This window comes from Staphylococcus sp. HMSC36A10, assembly GCF_001838845.1.
In the GTDB taxonomy this organism is placed as follows: domain Bacteria; phylum Bacillota; class Bacilli; order Staphylococcales; family Staphylococcaceae; genus Staphylococcus; species Staphylococcus aureus.
Genome location: NZ_KV839099.1, coordinates 1 through 16,879, shown reverse-complemented (window position 1 = coordinate 16,879; position 16,879 = coordinate 1). Strand labels below are relative to the sequence as shown.

The 16,879-nt window shown below is 33.1% G+C and carries 15 protein-coding genes; 3 read left to right on the top strand and 12 right to left on the bottom strand.

Annotated features, from left to right (window positions below):
* Positions 1 to 194 precede the first annotated feature (194 nt).
* From HMPREF3247_RS06035 to fdaB, 4 genes are all read right to left on the bottom strand, one after another.
* Positions 195 to 1,622, bottom strand: coding sequence for an aldehyde dehydrogenase family protein (locus HMPREF3247_RS06035; protein ID WP_001206093.1), 1,428 nt, complete (start codon positions 1,620 to 1,622; stop codon positions 195 to 197).
* 237 nt (positions 1,623 to 1,859) lie between these two features.
* Positions 1,860 to 2,195, bottom strand: a complete 336-nt coding sequence (locus tag HMPREF3247_RS06030) for a winged helix-turn-helix transcriptional regulator (protein WP_000451438.1) — start codon at positions 2,193 to 2,195, stop codon at positions 1,860 to 1,862.
* 88 nt (positions 2,196 to 2,283) lie between these two features.
* Entirely contained in the window at positions 2,284 to 3,543 is a 1,260-nt protein-coding gene (locus HMPREF3247_RS06025; RefSeq protein WP_000046602.1) for a UDP-N-acetylglucosamine 1-carboxyvinyltransferase, read from the bottom strand.
* 465 nt (positions 3,544 to 4,008) lie between these two features.
* Positions 4,009 to 4,869, bottom strand: coding sequence for a class IIb fructose-bisphosphate aldolase FdaB (fdaB, locus tag HMPREF3247_RS06020; RefSeq protein WP_001131841.1), 861 nt, complete (start codon positions 4,867 to 4,869; stop codon positions 4,009 to 4,011).
* Between the two features lie 217 nt (positions 4,870 to 5,086).
* Between fdaB and HMPREF3247_RS06015 the strand changes: the two genes are divergently transcribed.
* Positions 5,087 to 5,608, top strand: a complete 522-nt coding sequence (locus HMPREF3247_RS06015) for a DUF2529 domain-containing protein (protein WP_000036005.1) — start codon at positions 5,087 to 5,089, stop codon at positions 5,606 to 5,608.
* A 108-nt stretch (positions 5,609 to 5,716) separates the two neighbouring features.
* On the opposite strand, the gene HMPREF3247_RS06010 is transcribed toward HMPREF3247_RS06015, so the two are convergent.
* From HMPREF3247_RS06010 to HMPREF3247_RS06000, 3 genes are all read right to left on the bottom strand, one after another.
* On the bottom strand, positions 5,717 to 7,327 hold the full coding sequence (locus HMPREF3247_RS06010; protein ID WP_000159960.1) for a CTP synthase: 1,611 nt from the start codon (positions 7,325 to 7,327) through the stop codon (positions 5,717 to 5,719).
* 335 nt (positions 7,328 to 7,662) lie between these two features.
* Positions 7,663 to 8,193, bottom strand: coding sequence for a DNA-directed RNA polymerase subunit delta (rpoE, locus tag HMPREF3247_RS06005; protein WP_000701483.1), 531 nt, complete (start codon positions 8,191 to 8,193; stop codon positions 7,663 to 7,665).
* Between the two features lie 111 nt (positions 8,194 to 8,304).
* The gene (locus HMPREF3247_RS06000) at positions 8,305 to 9,165 is read right to left on the bottom strand and encodes a GNAT family N-acetyltransferase (RefSeq protein ID WP_001040736.1); all 861 of its coding nucleotides are present in this window, start codon (positions 9,163 to 9,165) and stop codon (positions 8,305 to 8,307) included.
* Between the two features lie 424 nt (positions 9,166 to 9,589).
* Here HMPREF3247_RS06000 and coaW point away from each other — a divergent pair, with 424 nt between their 5' ends.
* Positions 9,590 to 10,393, top strand: a complete 804-nt coding sequence (coaW, locus tag HMPREF3247_RS05995) for a type II pantothenate kinase (protein ID WP_000862727.1) — start codon at positions 9,590 to 9,592, stop codon at positions 10,391 to 10,393.
* Positions 10,394 to 10,522: 129 nt separating this feature from the next.
* Here coaW and HMPREF3247_RS05990 read toward each other — a convergent pair whose 3' ends face one another.
* The 3 genes from HMPREF3247_RS05990 to HMPREF3247_RS05980 all read right to left on the bottom strand — a co-directional run bounded on the left by HMPREF3247_RS05990 (position 10,523) and on the right by HMPREF3247_RS05980 (position 13,970).
* Positions 10,523 to 11,194 carry a DUF2750 domain-containing protein gene (locus HMPREF3247_RS05990; protein WP_000120549.1) on the bottom strand — a complete coding sequence of 224 codons (672 nt, stop codon included), beginning with the start codon at positions 11,192 to 11,194 and terminating at the stop codon, positions 10,523 to 10,525.
* 398 nt (positions 11,195 to 11,592) lie between these two features.
* Positions 11,593 to 12,786, bottom strand: a complete 1,194-nt coding sequence (locus tag HMPREF3247_RS05985; RefSeq protein WP_000183726.1) for an L-aspartate--L-methionine ligase LdmS — start codon at positions 12,784 to 12,786, stop codon at positions 11,593 to 11,595.
* On the bottom strand, positions 12,786 to 13,970 hold the full coding sequence (locus HMPREF3247_RS05980; RefSeq protein ID WP_001291500.1) for a M20 family metallopeptidase: 1,185 nt from the start codon (positions 13,968 to 13,970) through the stop codon (positions 12,786 to 12,788). Before HMPREF3247_RS05980 ends, HMPREF3247_RS05985 begins: the two co-directional genes overlap by 1 nt.
* Before the next feature lie 310 nt (positions 13,971 to 14,280).
* Between HMPREF3247_RS05980 and HMPREF3247_RS05975 the strand changes: the two genes are divergently transcribed.
* Positions 14,281 to 14,751 carry an S-ribosylhomocysteine lyase gene (locus tag HMPREF3247_RS05975; protein ID WP_000164421.1) on the top strand — a complete coding sequence of 157 codons (471 nt, stop codon included), beginning with the start codon at positions 14,281 to 14,283 and terminating at the stop codon, positions 14,749 to 14,751.
* Positions 14,752 to 14,902: 151 nt separating this feature from the next.
* Here HMPREF3247_RS05975 and HMPREF3247_RS05970 read toward each other — a convergent pair whose 3' ends face one another.
* Together HMPREF3247_RS05970 and HMPREF3247_RS05965 are read right to left on the bottom strand one after the other, a co-directional pair.
* Positions 14,903 to 15,253 (bottom strand): DoxX family protein, encoded by a 351-nt coding sequence (locus tag HMPREF3247_RS05970; RefSeq protein WP_001024035.1) that lies wholly within the window; start codon positions 15,251 to 15,253, stop codon positions 14,903 to 14,905.
* A gap of 13 nt (positions 15,254 to 15,266) precedes the next feature.
* Entirely contained in the window at positions 15,267 to 16,568 is a 1,302-nt protein-coding gene (locus tag HMPREF3247_RS05965; protein WP_001242318.1) for a pyrimidine-nucleoside phosphorylase, read from the bottom strand.
* Between the last annotated feature and the right edge of the window lie 311 nt (positions 16,569 to 16,879).

Sequence of the window (16,879 nt, the reverse complement as noted above, 5' to 3'; positions counted from 1 at the left end):
GACAATGCATAAATAACTGTGCTAGCACAATCCCATTATGCTAATCCCCAACCTTTTAAATACATGAATAACTATAGCAAATTTTTATTTTAATTACAAAATCTATTTATAAAAATTGCAAAATTAAAACAGTACACAAAACTTAATTAGTCATGTGCACTGTTTTATTGCGATTTTTAATTCAAAAATCAAATTTATTTAAAATATCCAGCTATAGATTTCACTTCTAAGAACTCTTCAATACCATAATCGCCCCATTCACGACCTAAACCAGATTGTTTATAGCCACCAAATGGTAAATCTGGCTTTCTACCTGCTTCGTTTATTTCTACTGTACCTGCTTCAATAGAACGAGCTACTTTATGCAATGTTTCTTTGTCCTTACCAATAACATATCCTGCCAAACCATATTTTGTATCATTTGCAATTTGAATCGCTTCATCTAAATCGTTATAAGTGATAACTGACATTACTGGCCCAAAAATTTCTTCTTGTGCTATCGTCATTTGATTATCTACATTAATAAAAATTGTCGGACGTGCAAAGTATCCTTTTTCAAGTCCTTCTGGTTTACCAGGACCACCATAAAATAATTCAGCACCTTCTTCAATACCTTTATTAATATAATTTTGTACTTGATCAAATTGTTTTTTACTAATGATAGGGCCTACTTGTGTACCATCTTCTCTTGGATTACCGACACGCACTTGGCTAAATTGTTCTTTTAATTCAGCTAAGAATGCATCTTTAATTTTGTTAGGCACTAAAACACGTGTACCAGCTGTACATACTTGACCAGTATTATTAACAACTTTGCCTGTTGTTGCTTTAGCCGCTTCTTTAATATCTACGTCATCTAGGACGATGTATGGTGATTTGCCACCAAGCTCTAATGATACCTTTTTAAAATCTTTAGCAGCTTTTTCCATAATTTTAGAACCAGTAGGGCCTGATCCTGTAAATGACATCATGCGTACTTTAGGATGCTCAGATAAAGGATTCCCAACGCCAGCACCATCACCATTAACAAGGTTAAATACACCTTTAGGAACACCGACTTTATCAAAAATCTCAGCTAAAATAACAGCTGCAAATGGTGTTTCTTCAGATGGTTTAAGTACAACTGGACTACCAGCCGCAAATGCTGCTGCTAATTTTAATGATGTTTGGTTTGTAGGGAAGTTCCACGGTGTAATTAATCCAGATACACCGATTGCTTCTTTAACAACTAAATCATCTCCGCGGCGTTCTTCAAATTCGTAGTTATCTAATGCGTCTCTCGCTGCAACAAAATGGTTTAGTCCCATTTGATAATGGACACGCTCAGATAATGATAAAGGAGCACCTAATTCATCCGTAATAGCTTGTACAATATCGTCTTTTCTGTTTTCATATTCTTTTACAATTTTATCTAATAACGCTTGTCTTTCTTTCACAGATGTATGACGGAACTCTAAATAAACATCGTCTGCCGCCTCGACGGCTTTATCAACATCAGCTTTATTACCTTTAGCAACTTTCCCGATTACTTCTTCGGTTGCTGGATTTATAACTTCTATCGTTTCATTACTATTACTTTCTACCCATTCGCCATTAATGTATTGCTTTGTGTAGTCTCTCATTATTCTTTCACTCCTCAAGAATGATTTATATATTATTTATCCGAAATGCATACGATATAAACATTACATTCCATTATGATACGCTCCCTTTTAATATGTTCAAAATAAAATGCTTTAAAATTTTGCTGCATCTATTTTTTTATATTTTTAAATAAAAATAACTATTCCCACATCATCGCAAATAATGCGAAGACTTAGAAATAGTTATAATCAATGCTATGTTTAAACGTCATGTAATTATTTAGCAGTACGTTGATCTGTTAAATCGACATATGATTGCGCCCATGCTTCAATTGGATGTAAAGCCTCTGCTAACGCTTTACCTTTTTCAGTTAGCACATAAATAATTTGTACTGGACTCGTAGAAATGATTTGCTTCTCAACTAACTCCCATTGTGCAAGCTCTGACAACTTAAGACTTAAAGCACGTGGTGTTATTGTTTTCAAATCTCTTTTCATATCGGAAAAGTGTGCTGAACAGTCATTACATCTTGAGAGATAATTAATGATTAATCCATTCCAACTTCTACCAAGTATTTTAAAAGTTTCTTCGAGATACGGACATACTTCCATCATCTTCACCTCTCATCAATAAATTTAGAATGTAAACGAACACCCTTTTTTAATCAGTATAATTATTATACCACAAAACAAGATAAATCTATACAGTTTCCGTCCAAATATCTGCACCTAAAGCTTTTAAGTGTTCTACAATATCTGTATAACCTCTATAAATATGTTTTACATTGTAAATTGTAGTTACACCCTCAGCAATTAAACCAGCAATAATTAAACAAGCTCCTGCTCTTAAATCGCTAGCATAAACTTCAGCACCATGTAATGTTGATGGCTTTATCGTTGCTGTGCCTTCGTCAACTTCAATATTTGCACCCATGCGCTTTAATTCTTCAACATGTTTAAAACGCTCCGGATAAATCGTATCAGTTACAAATGAAGGACCATTTGCCATAAATAATAATGGTGTAATAGGCTGTTGCAAATCAGTAGCAAAACCTGGATATACTAGTGTTTTAATATCAACAAATTGATATGGCGCATTATTATTGATGCGAATTCTTTCGTCTCTTACATCAACATTCACACCTAATTCACTAAATTTAGCAGTTAATGTTTCTACATGTTTCGGAACAATATTATTTAATATAACATTTTCTCCACATGCTGCAGCGATACACATATATGTGCCTGCTTCAATTCTATCAGGTATAACTTGATACTCAGAACCATGTAATTCTTTGACGCCATTGATTTTAATTGTTGATGTACCCGCTCCCTTAATATTAGCTCCCATACTTGTTAAGAAGTTAGCAACATCAACTACTTCCGGTTCTTTAGCAGCATTTTCAATTACAGTTTGTCCTGTTGCATAAACTGCAGCTAGCATAATGTTAATTGTTGCACCTACGCTAACCATATCTAGAAAAATATGTGCACCTTTTAACTCTTTAGCTTCGATTTTCATTGATGTCGTACTTGATTCATCAATTTCAGCACCTAAAGCTTTAAATCCTTTAATATGTTGATCAATTGGACGTGGCCCAAGTGGACATCCTCCCGGTAAACCAATCACACATTTTTTAAATCTACCTAACATGGCACCCATCATATAGTATGAAGCACGTAATGATTCAACTTTATTATTTGGTAATGCAGCATTTTGTATTTCAGTTGTATCAACTTCTAATTCCGTACCATTTAGTGATGCCTTAATATTTAAATCTTCTAATAAACTCACTAAAGTTTTAACATCAGAGATTTGCGGTAACCCTTCTAATTTCACATGTCCTTGAGCTAATAATGTTGCAGGAATGATAGCTACAGCACTGTTTTTCGCGCCACTGATATTAACTTCCCCATTTAGTGTGCGTCCACCTCTTATTTTTATTACCTCTTGAGCCATATCATTTATCTCCTTTGTCCATTACTTTTTAATTTTTTGCATTATTAGCATTATAAATTAATTTTACTTTATTTGTAAAATAGTTTATTTTAATCGTTAAAATCTTGTCTTTCTATTTTCGATTGATTAATAACAAATCATTCACCTTTACTAATATATGCTGTTCTTCCCCACTTGACCATGGTCTAAAGTCTGATTATTCAACTAAATATTGACGTTGTTTTGACAATTATTTAGTTTTAATTCTACGGTTTTCACGTAAACTTTTTTCATAAATTGCTCATTTTCCTTATAATTATATCACAATCAATTTTGATATATTTTACCATTTTTACGCTTTCATTTTAAAATCAAACTGTTTTATTTATTACTTATACAACATAAAAAAGAAGCAAACACCATTTTGTCTGCTTCTTTTAAAATTAATATCCCTACGTTATTAATAACTTAAAGACTAAATATTAATTATTTAGCGCGGTTTGAAGTACCGAACTCTTTAATTTTACCTTTAACTGTTTCTTTGATAGCTTCACGTGCAGGTCCTAAGTATTTACGAGGATCGTAAACTTCTTTGTCGTTATTTAAAACGTCACGAACTGCTTTTGCTGAAGCGATTTGGTTTTCAGTGTTTACGTTAATTTTAGCTGTACCAAATGGAATTGCTTTTTGGATATCTTTAGTTGGGATACCAGTACCACCGTGTAATACTAATGGTAAACCAGTTGATAAACCGATTTCTTCCATTTCTTTGAATCCTAATTTTGGTTCACCTTTGTATGGACCATGAACTGAACCTAATGCTGGCGCTAATGCATCGATACCAGTTTTTTCAACTAGTTCTTGACATTCTTTAGGATCAGCATAAATGATGCCGTCTGCTACAACATCATCTTCTTGTCCACCAACAGTACCTAATTCAGCTTCTACAGAAACACCTTTTTCATGAGCGTATTCAACAACTTTTTTAGTTGTTGCTACGTTTTCTTCGAATGGGCTGTGTGAAGCATCGATCATTACTGATGTGAAACCAGCATCGATAGCTTCTTTACATTTTTCAAAGCTTGAACCATGGTCTAAATGGATTGCTACAGGAATAGTGATGTTTAAGTCATGCATTAACCCTTCAACCATTTTAACAATTGTGTAGAAACCGCTCATGTAACGAGCAGCACCTTCAGAAACACCTAAAATTACAGGTGCGTTTTCTTCTTGTGACGCTTCTAAAATTGCTTGAGTGAATTCTAGGTTATTAATATTGTATTGACCTACCGCATAACCATTTTCTTTTGCATCAATTAACATTTCTTTCATTGAAACTAAAGGCATGAAAGTTCCTCCTTGAGTGCTTACGCACGTATTTTTCAAAGTAATTATATCAAAAAAATAGCGTCAATGCATTGAAATACTGCAGATTAAATGTGTATTTTTTGAAAAATGCGATAGTTATACTAAATGCAAACGTATACATTTTTATACAATTTAAGCCGTTGCATAATATGTAGTCATTAATTACAATATTTTATAAGTAGATTGGAGGATAAAGATGTCAAAAATCTTAAACACACAACTAATAGGTATCTTTAATAGGCTAGAAAAACAATCTTTAGAAATTCAAATGGCCGCCCAATGTTTAATTCAAGCAATTGGTGGCGAAGGTTATGTTTATGTAAAAGGTTATGATGATTTACAGTTTTTCGAAAGTTTCATTCTACATAGTGATGAGCGTTTAAAATCTAGCCGAAAACTTGACGCTATTAAAGACTTTAAAGAAATTGACTCAACTGATCGTGTATTATTATTCGCACCATTTTATAATGATCAAGTTGCATTAGATATTCAAAAACTTATCGACTTAGATATCGATGTGGTCTTAATAAGCAACAAACCTAAAACAGATGATTTCCCTGATCATCTCGTACATTTTATCGATTTATCTACACCAAGACCTATAGTCTACACTGAAGATTACGATAAGATTGTCCAACCACATGCGATGGCATTGAATTATGTATACTATGACATTTATACACAAATGATTGAAATGACAAGAGACTTAGAATTATAAAAGTCACTATTGTTATTTCATACCTTGTCACTAACATAATATTAAAATTATACGAAAAACCGGTACTTTCAATGTTTAACAATGAAAGTACCGGTTTTATTAGCAAATTTATTTATTTTGTTGATATTTTAATGAAGCTTCAATAAATGATTTAAAAATCGGGTGCGGACGATTTGGTCTAGATAAGAATTCTGGGTGGAATTGACAAGCAATAAAGAAATCATTTGTCGGAATCTCTACCATTTCTACTAAACGTCCATCTGGACTTGTACCAGAAATTACCATACCATTTGCCTCTAATTGTTCTCTATAGTCATTATTAAATTCATAACGATGACGATGTCTTTCTTCAATTTCCGCTTTACCATAAACATCTTGTGCCAATGTGCCTTCTTTAATTGAACATGGATATAAGCCTAAGCGTAATGTACCACCTAAATCTTCGATATCTTTTTGTTCTGGTAATAAATCTATAATTGGGTATGGTGTTGCTGGGTCTAATTCAGCTGAATGTGCGCCTTCAAGGCCTAATACGTTTCTTGAAAATTCAACTGTTGCAAGTTGCATTCCTAAACAAATACCAAAGAATGGTACATTGTTTTCTCTAGCATACTTAATTGCACTAATTTTACCTTCACTTGCACGGAAACCAAATCCACCTGGTACTAAAATACCGTCGACATCTGCAAGGTATTCGGCTGCATTTTCATCTGTTACTTCACTTGAATCAATCCATCTAATGTCAATATCTTTGGCAAAAGGATATCCAGCATGTTTCAATGATTCAACAACTGATAAATATGCATCTTGTAAGCTAACATATTTACCTACTAAACCAATTGTAATTTTACCATCTAAATTATTAACGATATCTAACAACTGTTTCCATTCATCAAGCTGTGTTTCATATTTCGCGTTTAATTGTAAACGTTTAATAACGATATCATCCATATTTTGTTGGCTTAATTGTAATGGAATTTCGTATAAAGAGTCTGCATCACGACATTCAATAACACTTTCTTTATTAATGTCACAGAATAATGCAATTTTATCTTTTAAATCTTGTGTCATTTCATATTCAGTTCTTACAACGATTAAGTCTGGTTGAATACCTAAGCCTCGTAATTCTTTAACACTATGTTGTGTTGGCTTCGTTTTCATTTCTCCAGCAGCTTTAATATAAGGCAGTAATGTACAGTGAACATACATAACATTTTCTCTACCTAAATCGCTACGAATTTGACGAATCGCTTCAATAAACGGTAATGACTCAATATCACCTGTTGTACCGCCAATTTCAGTGATAACAACGTCTGCATTCGTACTTTCCCCTGCAAGTAATAAACGTTCTTTAATTTCATTTGTAATATGCGGAATAACTTGAACTGTTCCACCTAAGTAATCACCACGACGTTCTTTTTTCAATACGTGTGAATACACTTTACCGGCTGTCACATTTGAAAACTTGTTTAAATTAATATCGATAAATCTTTCGTAATGTCCTAAGTCTAGGTCAGTTTCTGCACCATCATCCGTTACGAATACTTCACCATGTTGATAAGGACTCATTGTACCTGGGTCAACATTTAAGTATGGATCGAATTTTTGAATTGTTACATTTAGACCTCTATCTTTTAATAATCTACCTAGAGAAGATGCTGTAATACCCTTCCCTAATGATGAAACTACGCCACCTGTTACAAAAATAAATTTTGTCATGTCTTGACCTCCTAATTATTAAAGGGAATGCTTCCTCATCAATTGTAAAAATTACGTAAAACATAACATTAAAGCAAGCTCATTCAAGTTGTTTATTTGTCGAATTCGACAAAATTAAATTCTGTTTACTTACCGTTTCCATACTGCTATGTCACTATGTATATCATTTACAACTTTGATTTTTGCGTTATCATTTCTTGATTTACTCAATTAAATAAAAAAACGCTCCCTCTCACAAATTCTGTAAGGGGAGCGTATAAATTTTATACACGTGTCCTATTTAAAGGAGCCCGAATAAAATTTTATCATCTTTCAACTAAAAGTCAAACAAAAAATTAATCGTTGAAGTCTTCTTCGTCTTCAAACACTTCTTCGTCTTCGTCTAGTTCATCTTCATCTTCTTCAATGACTATATCCGAATGATTGATTTCTTCTTCAACCTGCTCATCTTCTGGATCATTTAGTTCTTCTTGATCATCTGTTTGAGCTGGAATATCATCGTCGTCATCCATTTCATCTTCGCCCAATAATTTTAAGTTTTGATCTTCTTCATCATCTGCATCCAGAATATCGAATTTTTGAATAGTTGGTGCGATTTTCTCTTCAATATCATCTACCGAATACCAATCACGTAATCCCCATAAATTTTCTCCAACATTTAAAAAACGACCATCTGTGTTTAAATCCGTGTAAAATTGTACAACACGATTTTCAATTTCTTCGTACTCATAATCACCTAACGCTCTAAATTCATCGATGATATCATATAAGTTCATTGTTTCGCCTTTATCATTCAATAATGTATAAGCCATATCAATAAATGATTTTTCATCAACCATTTGTTTTGTATAATCTTGAATTTTCATTGCCCAATACTTCCTTTCGAAGGATATAATCTAAATTTATACGTCTGAATTCATTTATATATAGTAACAAAACTAAATTATAAATGACAATATCATATTTCGCAATCACTGTTAGTAATTTAAATATTTTTCAAAAACGACATAATCATCAGTTTGTTCGATTTCAACGAAATTACTATTTAGACATAATGGTTTAAAATCATTATTCTCTCCAAACAGAATCATCGTAATCACATTAAGGTTGTCATAGTTTTTTCTTAAGTAAGTTGGCAATTGTCGCAGCGCACTTGAACCAATACCATTAAAGCGATATGATTTATCCACTTCAATAGCAGCAATGTTCATGCGTTCACCAATCTGCTCCAATGCAATAAAGCCAACCTTTTGGCCATCAATCATTAAATTAATGATATGTACATTGGTCACTTCTGAACGACTTTCTTCTTCAAGCTTTAATGACGAAACATGTTTTGAATCTAAGTCCAAGTAATATAGTCGTTCTTTGCCAATTGGTCCTTCTTCTTTAGTCGCTGTATGCATGAATCCAGCACGTTCGTATAGGTTCCAAGCATTGTCATTTTCCGCATCTACTACTAGATATAGATGATTAAAATCAGGAAATACACCTTGAACATATTGCGGCAATGACATCATTATTTTCGTGCCATATCCAAAACCTTGATATTTTTCATTAATCGATAATGAACGAATATAAACGACATTTTCAGGTGTATCATAACCTTCATGCTGATAGTAACGATGTAATACAAAAAAGCCCACCACTTCATTTTTATCGTTTATTGCTACGTTAGCAATCCTATCAGCATCATTAATTGCATCATCAATAACTTCTTTAGGTAAAGATGAATATATTTGTTGTCTTTCATTCAAGTCAAAATCATTAATTGCTGAACGATATTGTTCATCAAATGCTTTTAAAGTGATACCTTCAAAACAAAGTTCTTTAGCCATATATTTAACCCCTATCTTTTTATATATGAAGCATGAATCCCCATATTATTTTACCTATTATTTCACTACGATACCATTATTTGCTCTAAGTTAAATAAATTACTTATTTATATTTTTTTAAATTTCAAAATTAATGTGCTATTCCTCATTACTTATCATTTTAATCAGAGACTTACAAATACACTGCGTACGAACTACTTTTAATATTGCGTCACTAACTAACAATCCTATACAACTTCAAAATTCCTAGAAAATAATATATATAACTTAACGTCTACGTTTGTAATACATTAATTGCGATGCGCTTACAATGTCGAAATACAATGGCATCAAATTTGTTAATAATTACTATTATTACTTGTTTTTTAGTCATTTTACTATACTATTATTTAAGGATAGACATTAATAATGAGGTGGGAATCTTATGAAAGTTGGCATTGACGCTGGCGGTACACTAATTAAAATCGTTCAAGAGCAAGATAACCAACGTACTTTTAAAACTGAATTAACTAAAAATATTGATCAAGTTGTGGAATGGTTAAACCAACAGCAAATTGAAAAATTATGCTTAACTGGAGGTAATGCAGGTGTCATTGCTGAAAACATCAACATTCCTGCACAAATTTTTGTAGAGTTTGATGCTGCATCTCAAGGACTAGGTATTTTGTTAAAAGAGCAAGGCCATGACTTAGCAGATTATATTTTTGCAAATGTTGGTACCGGTACGTCACTACATTATTTCGACGGCCAATCACAACGTCGTGTAGGCGGTATCGGTACAGGTGGTGGCATGATTCAAGGACTCGGTTATTTACTAAGTCAAATCACTGATTATAAACAGTTAACTGACATGGCACAACACGGTGATCGTAACACTATCGATTTAAAGGTTAGACATATTTATAAAGATACCGAACCACCCATTCCCGGTGATTTAACAGCAGCTAATTTTGGTCATGTACTACATCATTTAGATGCTGATTTTACACCTAGCAATAAATTAGCAGCCGTTATTGGTGTCGTTGGTGAAGTTGTTACGACAATGGCCATTACTGTTGCACGTGAATTTAAAACTGAAAATATCGTTTATATCGGTTCTTCATTTCATAATAACGCTTTATTACGAAAAGTTGTGGAAGATTATACTGTGTTACGCGGTTGCAAACCGTACTATGTTGAAAACGGCGCATTTTCAGGTGCTATTGGTGCATTATATTTAGAAAAATAGAAAAAGACCATTTATATGCGCGTTGTTTTAAATAAACGCTATATAAATGGCCTTTTATTTTATGGTCTAAGTGTTTTGAATACGTATTGTTCCATTTATTATCACTTAATTACTTACAACTCAATTCAATTAAAATGTAAGTTCATTAGACAATTTTTGCGCTGAAACAATTGTACCAACCACGCCAGTTTTTAAATCTATCGCAACGGCTTTATGATCATCTCTAAGTTCATCTAGCCATTCTCCGAAAACAGAACCTTCAATCGTAATTAAATCACACTCTTCAAAATCTTCATCTCGAACTTTTAACGCTCTGTTTTTAATACTCCATACAGGCATAATATGCGGCTTTTTTTCGTCGCTATCATTTTCACTAATGAGAATAAACTGCTTACTACCTTTTTTAGTTAAGCCGTATACTTCATCATATTTCGCTACATCTTGGACAAATTCTTTGATTCTAATTTTATCTAATTCCGTCATCACTTCTTGTGTAACAGCTACAACGTTTAGTAGATGCCCTTCTTCTTCCATTGTTTGATTCATAATAATATGGTCTTGTTCATCAAACAATTCATCTAATTCATAAGTAGCAAAACGATCAACGTCCATTTTTACAACTTTATCAAATGGAATATCACGACTTGTTAAAAATGATACGGCCACACTTTCTTCTGTCCAAACGCCTACATACGCTTCACTTTTATAATTTAGGCGTACTAGTTTTTTATTTTTAGAGGCGAAATAAATACATTCATTTATTAATATATCTCTAAAGAATGGATATGCTTTATAAGACATGCTTGACCCTCACTTTTTAAAATATGTCATACATAAAATAGTAAATGACTCCAACAAGTTAGTCAATTAGACATATTATGAATTCAATTTAATGTCATGTTTTTCATTTTAAAAATTCAATAGCATTAAATTTTACGTATACACAAATTCGGTCTATAACACGAAACATATCTAGTTACTAAAAATTTCAAAACGATAACCTTTAGTATACCTTTATCAACAAAATGGCAACTCTTATAACATAGTGAAATAAAAGTCGCCATTTAATATTAGTATTACAAAGTATTGCCATATCATAAATTTAATTACTGTTGACTAGAATCGAAAAAAGCTTGTTACAAACGCATATTCAGTCAACTACTGGCAACACAACATTGTAGCGCCTTATGTTCCGAACTCTAATAGTGTTCAAGTTCAGCTAAAAATGCGCGTTCATTCTCCAGTACTGTTTCTTTTGAATCACCATGCCAAATACAGCCAAACCTTGATTTAACTTTATCTTCACCGTACCAATCACCATCATAATAAGATAACGGGTATAAACTACCTTCTTTGACATATTTCAAAATCGTATTGAAGAAATGTGTGTTATCACCTTTTGAATGATAACTATAAAACTTTTGATATCCTGAATTCAACTCGTTAGCAAGTAATAACATGCTCGTTGAACCATTTTGTCTAAAGTTTAAATCAATCGCATAAACGTTATCATCCTCATCGACGAGTAGGTCAAAACCAGCTACACCAAAGAATCCTTGATTCACACCGTTTTCCATAATTTGTCTACCTGCTTCTATAACGTGCTCTGGTACATTAGTAGTATTTTCATTTCCGTTATAAAATCCGTACTTATCCGTTAATTGCGTTGCCGCACCAAGATATTGAATGCCTAGCGATTCCGAGTATGCAAACTGAACGCAATAATTCGCTTTTTCTTCAATCTTCTGTTCGATAATAAGCGAATTCGTTTCAGCAGTTGCCTCTTTAATACGCGTTATCGCTTTTTGTAAATCTGCATCATGATAACAAATCATAACGCCATAGCCACCTGCTGTCGGAAGATCATCTCCCGGCTTAATTACTAACGGGAATTCCCAATTCTTAATCTCGTTTTCGAATTGCTCAATTTTTACAACTTTTCTTTTTGGTAAAAACTTCCCATTTGTCCATTCAGGTATTCTTGCTTTATTATTTAAAGCAACAAATAACGTTTTATCTAATGCATAATATTGCTGATTCAAGATTGTTTCATCATGAATATATTGAAAATAAATCTTTTTATTTTCCTTATGTGCCAATTGTTTGATCAAGTTTTCGTAAGATTGCTGATTGTTAAATGTATAAATTGAGTTCGGTACTTCCTTACCAATAACTTGAAATAGCTGATGCAATTTGTCTGTCGCACTAGCTTCGTGAACAATAACAGGTAATTGATTTGCTATTAATAACTCCCTACCAGTTAAAAAATTAGATTGATGTTCGTCCGGTTTCAACCATGGATTCGATATATACGAAGGTCTTGACGTATAGACAACATCTTTGTCATATAAATCACTTAACGTTAAGTTCGGCTCATTACCATTATTTGTCATTACTTCCCATTCCCTTTCAAATGCGCATGCTCTTCAATAATGTCTTGATAAACGTCTTGATTTGTAATTAACTCTAACCCCATCAACGCCATTATTTTAGCGCCTTTAATTAATGCTTCATCACCATGTACACTCGCAGCCGCTTCTCTAAATCTATGCGTATGTCCTACTAAATTACGTGATCCTATTTTAATATGAGGATGTATTGTTGGCACAACATGACTTACGTTCCCTGTATCCGTAGAGCCATAACCAAAATCATCATCAATAACTGCTTCACCAACTTCTTCAGCATATTTAGCAAATAAATCATCTAATTTCGGCGTTTTAATGAATTCATTCACACCGTTTTGAATTCGACCAAATTCATAATCACAACCAGTCTGTATCGCAGCTCCACGTGCGATTTGATTTACTTTTTCTGTTAATATATCCAATTCTTTACGCGTCATTGCTCTAGTATAAAAACGAGCATGTGTATAGTCTGGAATAATATTAGCTGCTTTCCCGCCATCTAAAATCACACCATGCACACGTTGATCTTTTTTAATATGTTGTCGTAGTTGTGCTACACCATTAAAATAACTAATCATAGCGTCTAATGCATTTAACGCTTCATCTGCATTTTCAGAGGCATGAGCACTTTTTCCGTAAAATTTAACATCTAAAACATCCACTGCCAAAGTATCAATCGTTTTATAAGTTTCATTTCCCGGATGAATCATTAAGGCAATGTCTATTTGATCAATCACACCAGCCTTGACATAAGAAGCTTTAGCGCTACCATTTTCCCCACCTTCTTCAGCTGGACATCCAAGAACGACTACTTTACCACCAATTTGGTCAATCACTTGCTTCAAACCAATTGCACCAAGAACACTTGCAGTTCCAATGATATTATGACCACAAGCATGACCCAATCCTGGCAAAGCATCGTATTCTGCTAAAAAACCTATAGCTGGCCCGTCAAGTCCTGAATCATATGTCGCTATAAACCCAGTTGCATGCCCAGCAATCTCGGTTTCAATTTCAAAATCATGCTCTTTCAAACGATCTATTAAAGTTCGAGACGCAAATATTTCTTCATTACCAAGTTCAGGACGTTCATGAATTCTATGACTGATTTCGATATAACTATATTTATTTGTTTCTATATAATCGAGAATTTGTTGTTTTTCACTCATTTTTTACTATCTCCCTTTTACCCTACACTCATTTTAATCATCCACAATATTTTGTTCTTTCAAAATGAATTATTACTTATTCTATCGGTTTTATCTCATGATGTCATCTAGTTTTTCTTTATTTACAAAATTTTCTAATAACTAAAAGCCTTTCATAAATTTATAAAACAGTTTCAAATTGTAAAACATAAGCCCTATTGTTACAATTTAAGTATTGTTAGAAACACAACTTACAACAAACTTAAGTTTTATAATGCAACAAATCATAAGCGTTTTATAGTTTTGAGTAGTTAATAGGAGGAAATTCAAAATGACAAAAATGAATGTTGAAAGTTTCAATTTAGATCATACTAAGGTGGTTGCCCCATTTATTAGATTAGCGGGAACGATGGAAGGATTAAACGGAGATGTCATTCACAAATACGACATTCGTTTCAAACAACCAAACAAAGAACATATGGATATGCCCGGACTACATTCATTAGAACATTTAATGGCTGAAAATATTAGAAATCATAGTGACAAAGTTGTTGATTTAAGTCCTATGGGTTGCCAAACTGGTTTCTATGTATCATTTATTAATCATGATAATTATGATGATGTATTAAATATTGTTGAAGCAACTTTAAATGATGTGCTAAATGCTACTGAAGTGCCTGCTTGTAATGAAGTACAATGTGGCTGGGCAGCAAGTCATTCATTAGAAGGTGCTAAAACTATCGCTCAAGCATTTCTAGACAAACGAAACGAATGGCATGATGTTTTCGGTACAGGAAAATAAATCTTAGTCAATCAAGTTAATCAGAAAAGCAGTCGAACAATGATTTTACAATCGCCATTGTCCAACTGCTTTTTATTATGCTTCAAAGTCAAAAAATCGAACAAATGAAAAAGTAAAATCTTTAACATTTGTCCGATTTATTTGAGAACCACTATAATTTCTTAATTAGTCCCATTAACACGAACTGCATAGGTAACCTTAAATATAGTTGCCATGTTGGCAATTGTTTATCTCCTAAAGGTAACTTTTTAACTGCCATATAGATATTAGCTGGGAATACAGCTAGCAAGAATAGATTGATTGTATTTTTCAAGCATTGAGATGGTCTTTTAATTAAAAGTGCAAGTCCAAATAATATCTCAAAGATTCCTGTAACAAGAACCGCTGTTTTTCGAAGTGGCAAACATTTCGGTATGATATTTCTAAATTGTCGTTCTCGTGTAAAATGCAATACACCTATTACACTAAAACCTATTCCTAATAAATATCTTAGTATGTTCAATCAGCTTCAACTCCTATTCTGTAATGATTTTATGAATTAATGTAGGCGATACAACATGATCAGCAATTGTTATGCTTGAATCTAATTTTTTAACAACATCGTCTACATCTTGGCGATTACTGTGAATCGTTAATAATGATTCTCCTTCTTCTACTTTATCACCAATTTTTTTATTTAAAACAATACCAACCGCTAAATCAATATCATCCTCTTTTGTTAAACGTCCCGCTCCTAACATCATCGAAGCGACACCTATATCGTTAGAGACTAATTCAGTCACATAACCTGATTTTTTAGCTTTATATTCAATTTGATATTGAGCTTGTGGCAAACGCTCTGGATGGTCAATAACAGTTTCGTCGCCACCTTGGTTTTTAATAAATGTTTTGAATTTTTCTAATGCTGCACCTGAATTAATTGCCTCAATTAGCAACGCTCTCGCTTCTTCAAGCGTTTCAGCTTTGTTTGCAAGTACAACCATTTGAGAACCTAATGTTAATACAAGTTCTGTTAAATCTTTCGGACCTTGTCCTTTCAACGTATCAATTGCTTCTTGTAACTCAAGCGCATTGCCAATCGCACGTCCAAGTGGCTGATTCATATCAGAAATAATCGCCATCGTATTACGTCCCACATTATTACCAATACGTACCATTGCGTGCGCTAATGCTTCAGCATCTTCTAATGTTTTCATAAATGCACCGCTACCAGTTTTTACATCTAATACAATTGCATCTGCACCAGCAGCAATCTTTTTACTCATAATTGAAGAGGCAATTAATGGTATTGAATTGACAGTACCAGTAACATCCCTTAAGGCATATAATTTTTTGTCTGCAGGAGTTAAATTTCCTGATTGTCCTACAACTGCCACTTTATTTTCATTAACCAATTTCACAAATGTTGCTTCATCTATTTCAACATGAAAACCATCAATTGCTTCTAATTTATCAATCGTACCACCTGTATGACCTAATCCACGCCCACTCATTTTTGCAACAGGAACATCTACAGCTGCTACTAATGGTGCTAAAACCAATGTAGTTGTATCTCCTACACCACCTGTTGAGTGCTTATCTACTTTGACACCTTTAATATCACTCAAATCTATCATATCACCAGAATTAACCATAGCCATCGTTAATGCTGCACGCTCATCATCATTCATATCTTGGAAATAAATCGCCATTGCTAAACTTGATGCTTGGTAATCAGGAATATCCCCTTTAACATAGCCGCCAATAAAGAAATTAATTTCTTCCGTTGTTAGTGTATGACCGTCACGCTTTTTCTCAATAATGTCTATCATTCTCATTTTTATCATCCTTTTCTTAAAAAGCTTAGGACAAAGCATCTGCGCTTTCTCTAGTCCATTTTTAAAAGCACAAGCGAAAATTATTATAGCAAGCTATCGATTTCATTTTTAATATCACAATTTCAATGCGATGTTATTATTCTTAAATAGATTGGTTATAACGTTAAAGTCCCTATTAAATTATCTTAGAATCATCATGGCATTTATGATGTCTTAAAGCTGATATCGACATACTTATATATGGTTACGATGTCCCATGCTTACATATTTTTATAAAATTAGTAATCTGAATCTGCTTCTAAACCTTGCAT

Bases quoted from the DNA above. Each gene is read 5' to 3' on its own strand.
- HMPREF3247_RS05975 (WP_000164421.1), top strand. From the start codon at position 14,281: ATGACAAAAATGAATGTTGAAAGTTTCAATTTAGATCATACTAAGGTG.
- HMPREF3247_RS06010 (WP_000159960.1), bottom strand. From the start codon at position 7,327: ATGACAAAATTTATTTTTGTAACAGGTGGCGTAGTTTCATCATTAGGG.
- HMPREF3247_RS05990 (WP_000120549.1), bottom strand. From the start codon at position 11,194: ATGTCTTATAAAGCATATCCATTCTTTAGAGATATATTAATAAATGAA.
- coaW (WP_000862727.1), top strand. From the start codon at position 9,590: ATGAAAGTTGGCATTGACGCTGGCGGTACACTAATTAAAATCGTTCAA.
- HMPREF3247_RS06030 (WP_000451438.1), bottom strand. From the start codon at position 2,195: ATGGAAGTATGTCCGTATCTCGAAGAAACTTTTAAAATACTTGGTAGA.
- HMPREF3247_RS06000 (WP_001040736.1), bottom strand. From the start codon at position 9,165: ATGGCTAAAGAACTTTGTTTTGAAGGTATCACTTTAAAAGCATTTGAT.
- HMPREF3247_RS05980 (WP_001291500.1), bottom strand. From the start codon at position 13,970: ATGAGTGAAAAACAACAAATTCTCGATTATATAGAAACAAATAAATAT.
- HMPREF3247_RS05985 (WP_000183726.1), bottom strand. From the start codon at position 12,786: ATGACAAATAATGGTAATGAGCCGAACTTAACGTTAAGTGATTTATAT.
- rpoE (WP_000701483.1), bottom strand. From the start codon at position 8,193: ATGAAAATTCAAGATTATACAAAACAAATGGTTGATGAAAAATCATTT.
- HMPREF3247_RS06025 (WP_000046602.1), bottom strand. From the start codon at position 3,543: ATGGCTCAAGAGGTAATAAAAATAAGAGGTGGACGCACACTAAATGGG.
- HMPREF3247_RS05965 (WP_001242318.1), bottom strand. From the start codon at position 16,568: ATGAGAATGATAGACATTATTGAGAAAAAGCGTGACGGTCATACACTA.
- HMPREF3247_RS06015 (WP_000036005.1), top strand. From the start codon at position 5,087: ATGTCAAAAATCTTAAACACACAACTAATAGGTATCTTTAATAGGCTA.
- fdaB (WP_001131841.1), bottom strand. From the start codon at position 4,869: ATGCCTTTAGTTTCAATGAAAGAAATGTTAATTGATGCAAAAGAAAAT.
- HMPREF3247_RS06035 (WP_001206093.1), bottom strand. From the start codon at position 1,622: ATGAGAGACTACACAAAGCAATACATTAATGGCGAATGGGTAGAAAGT.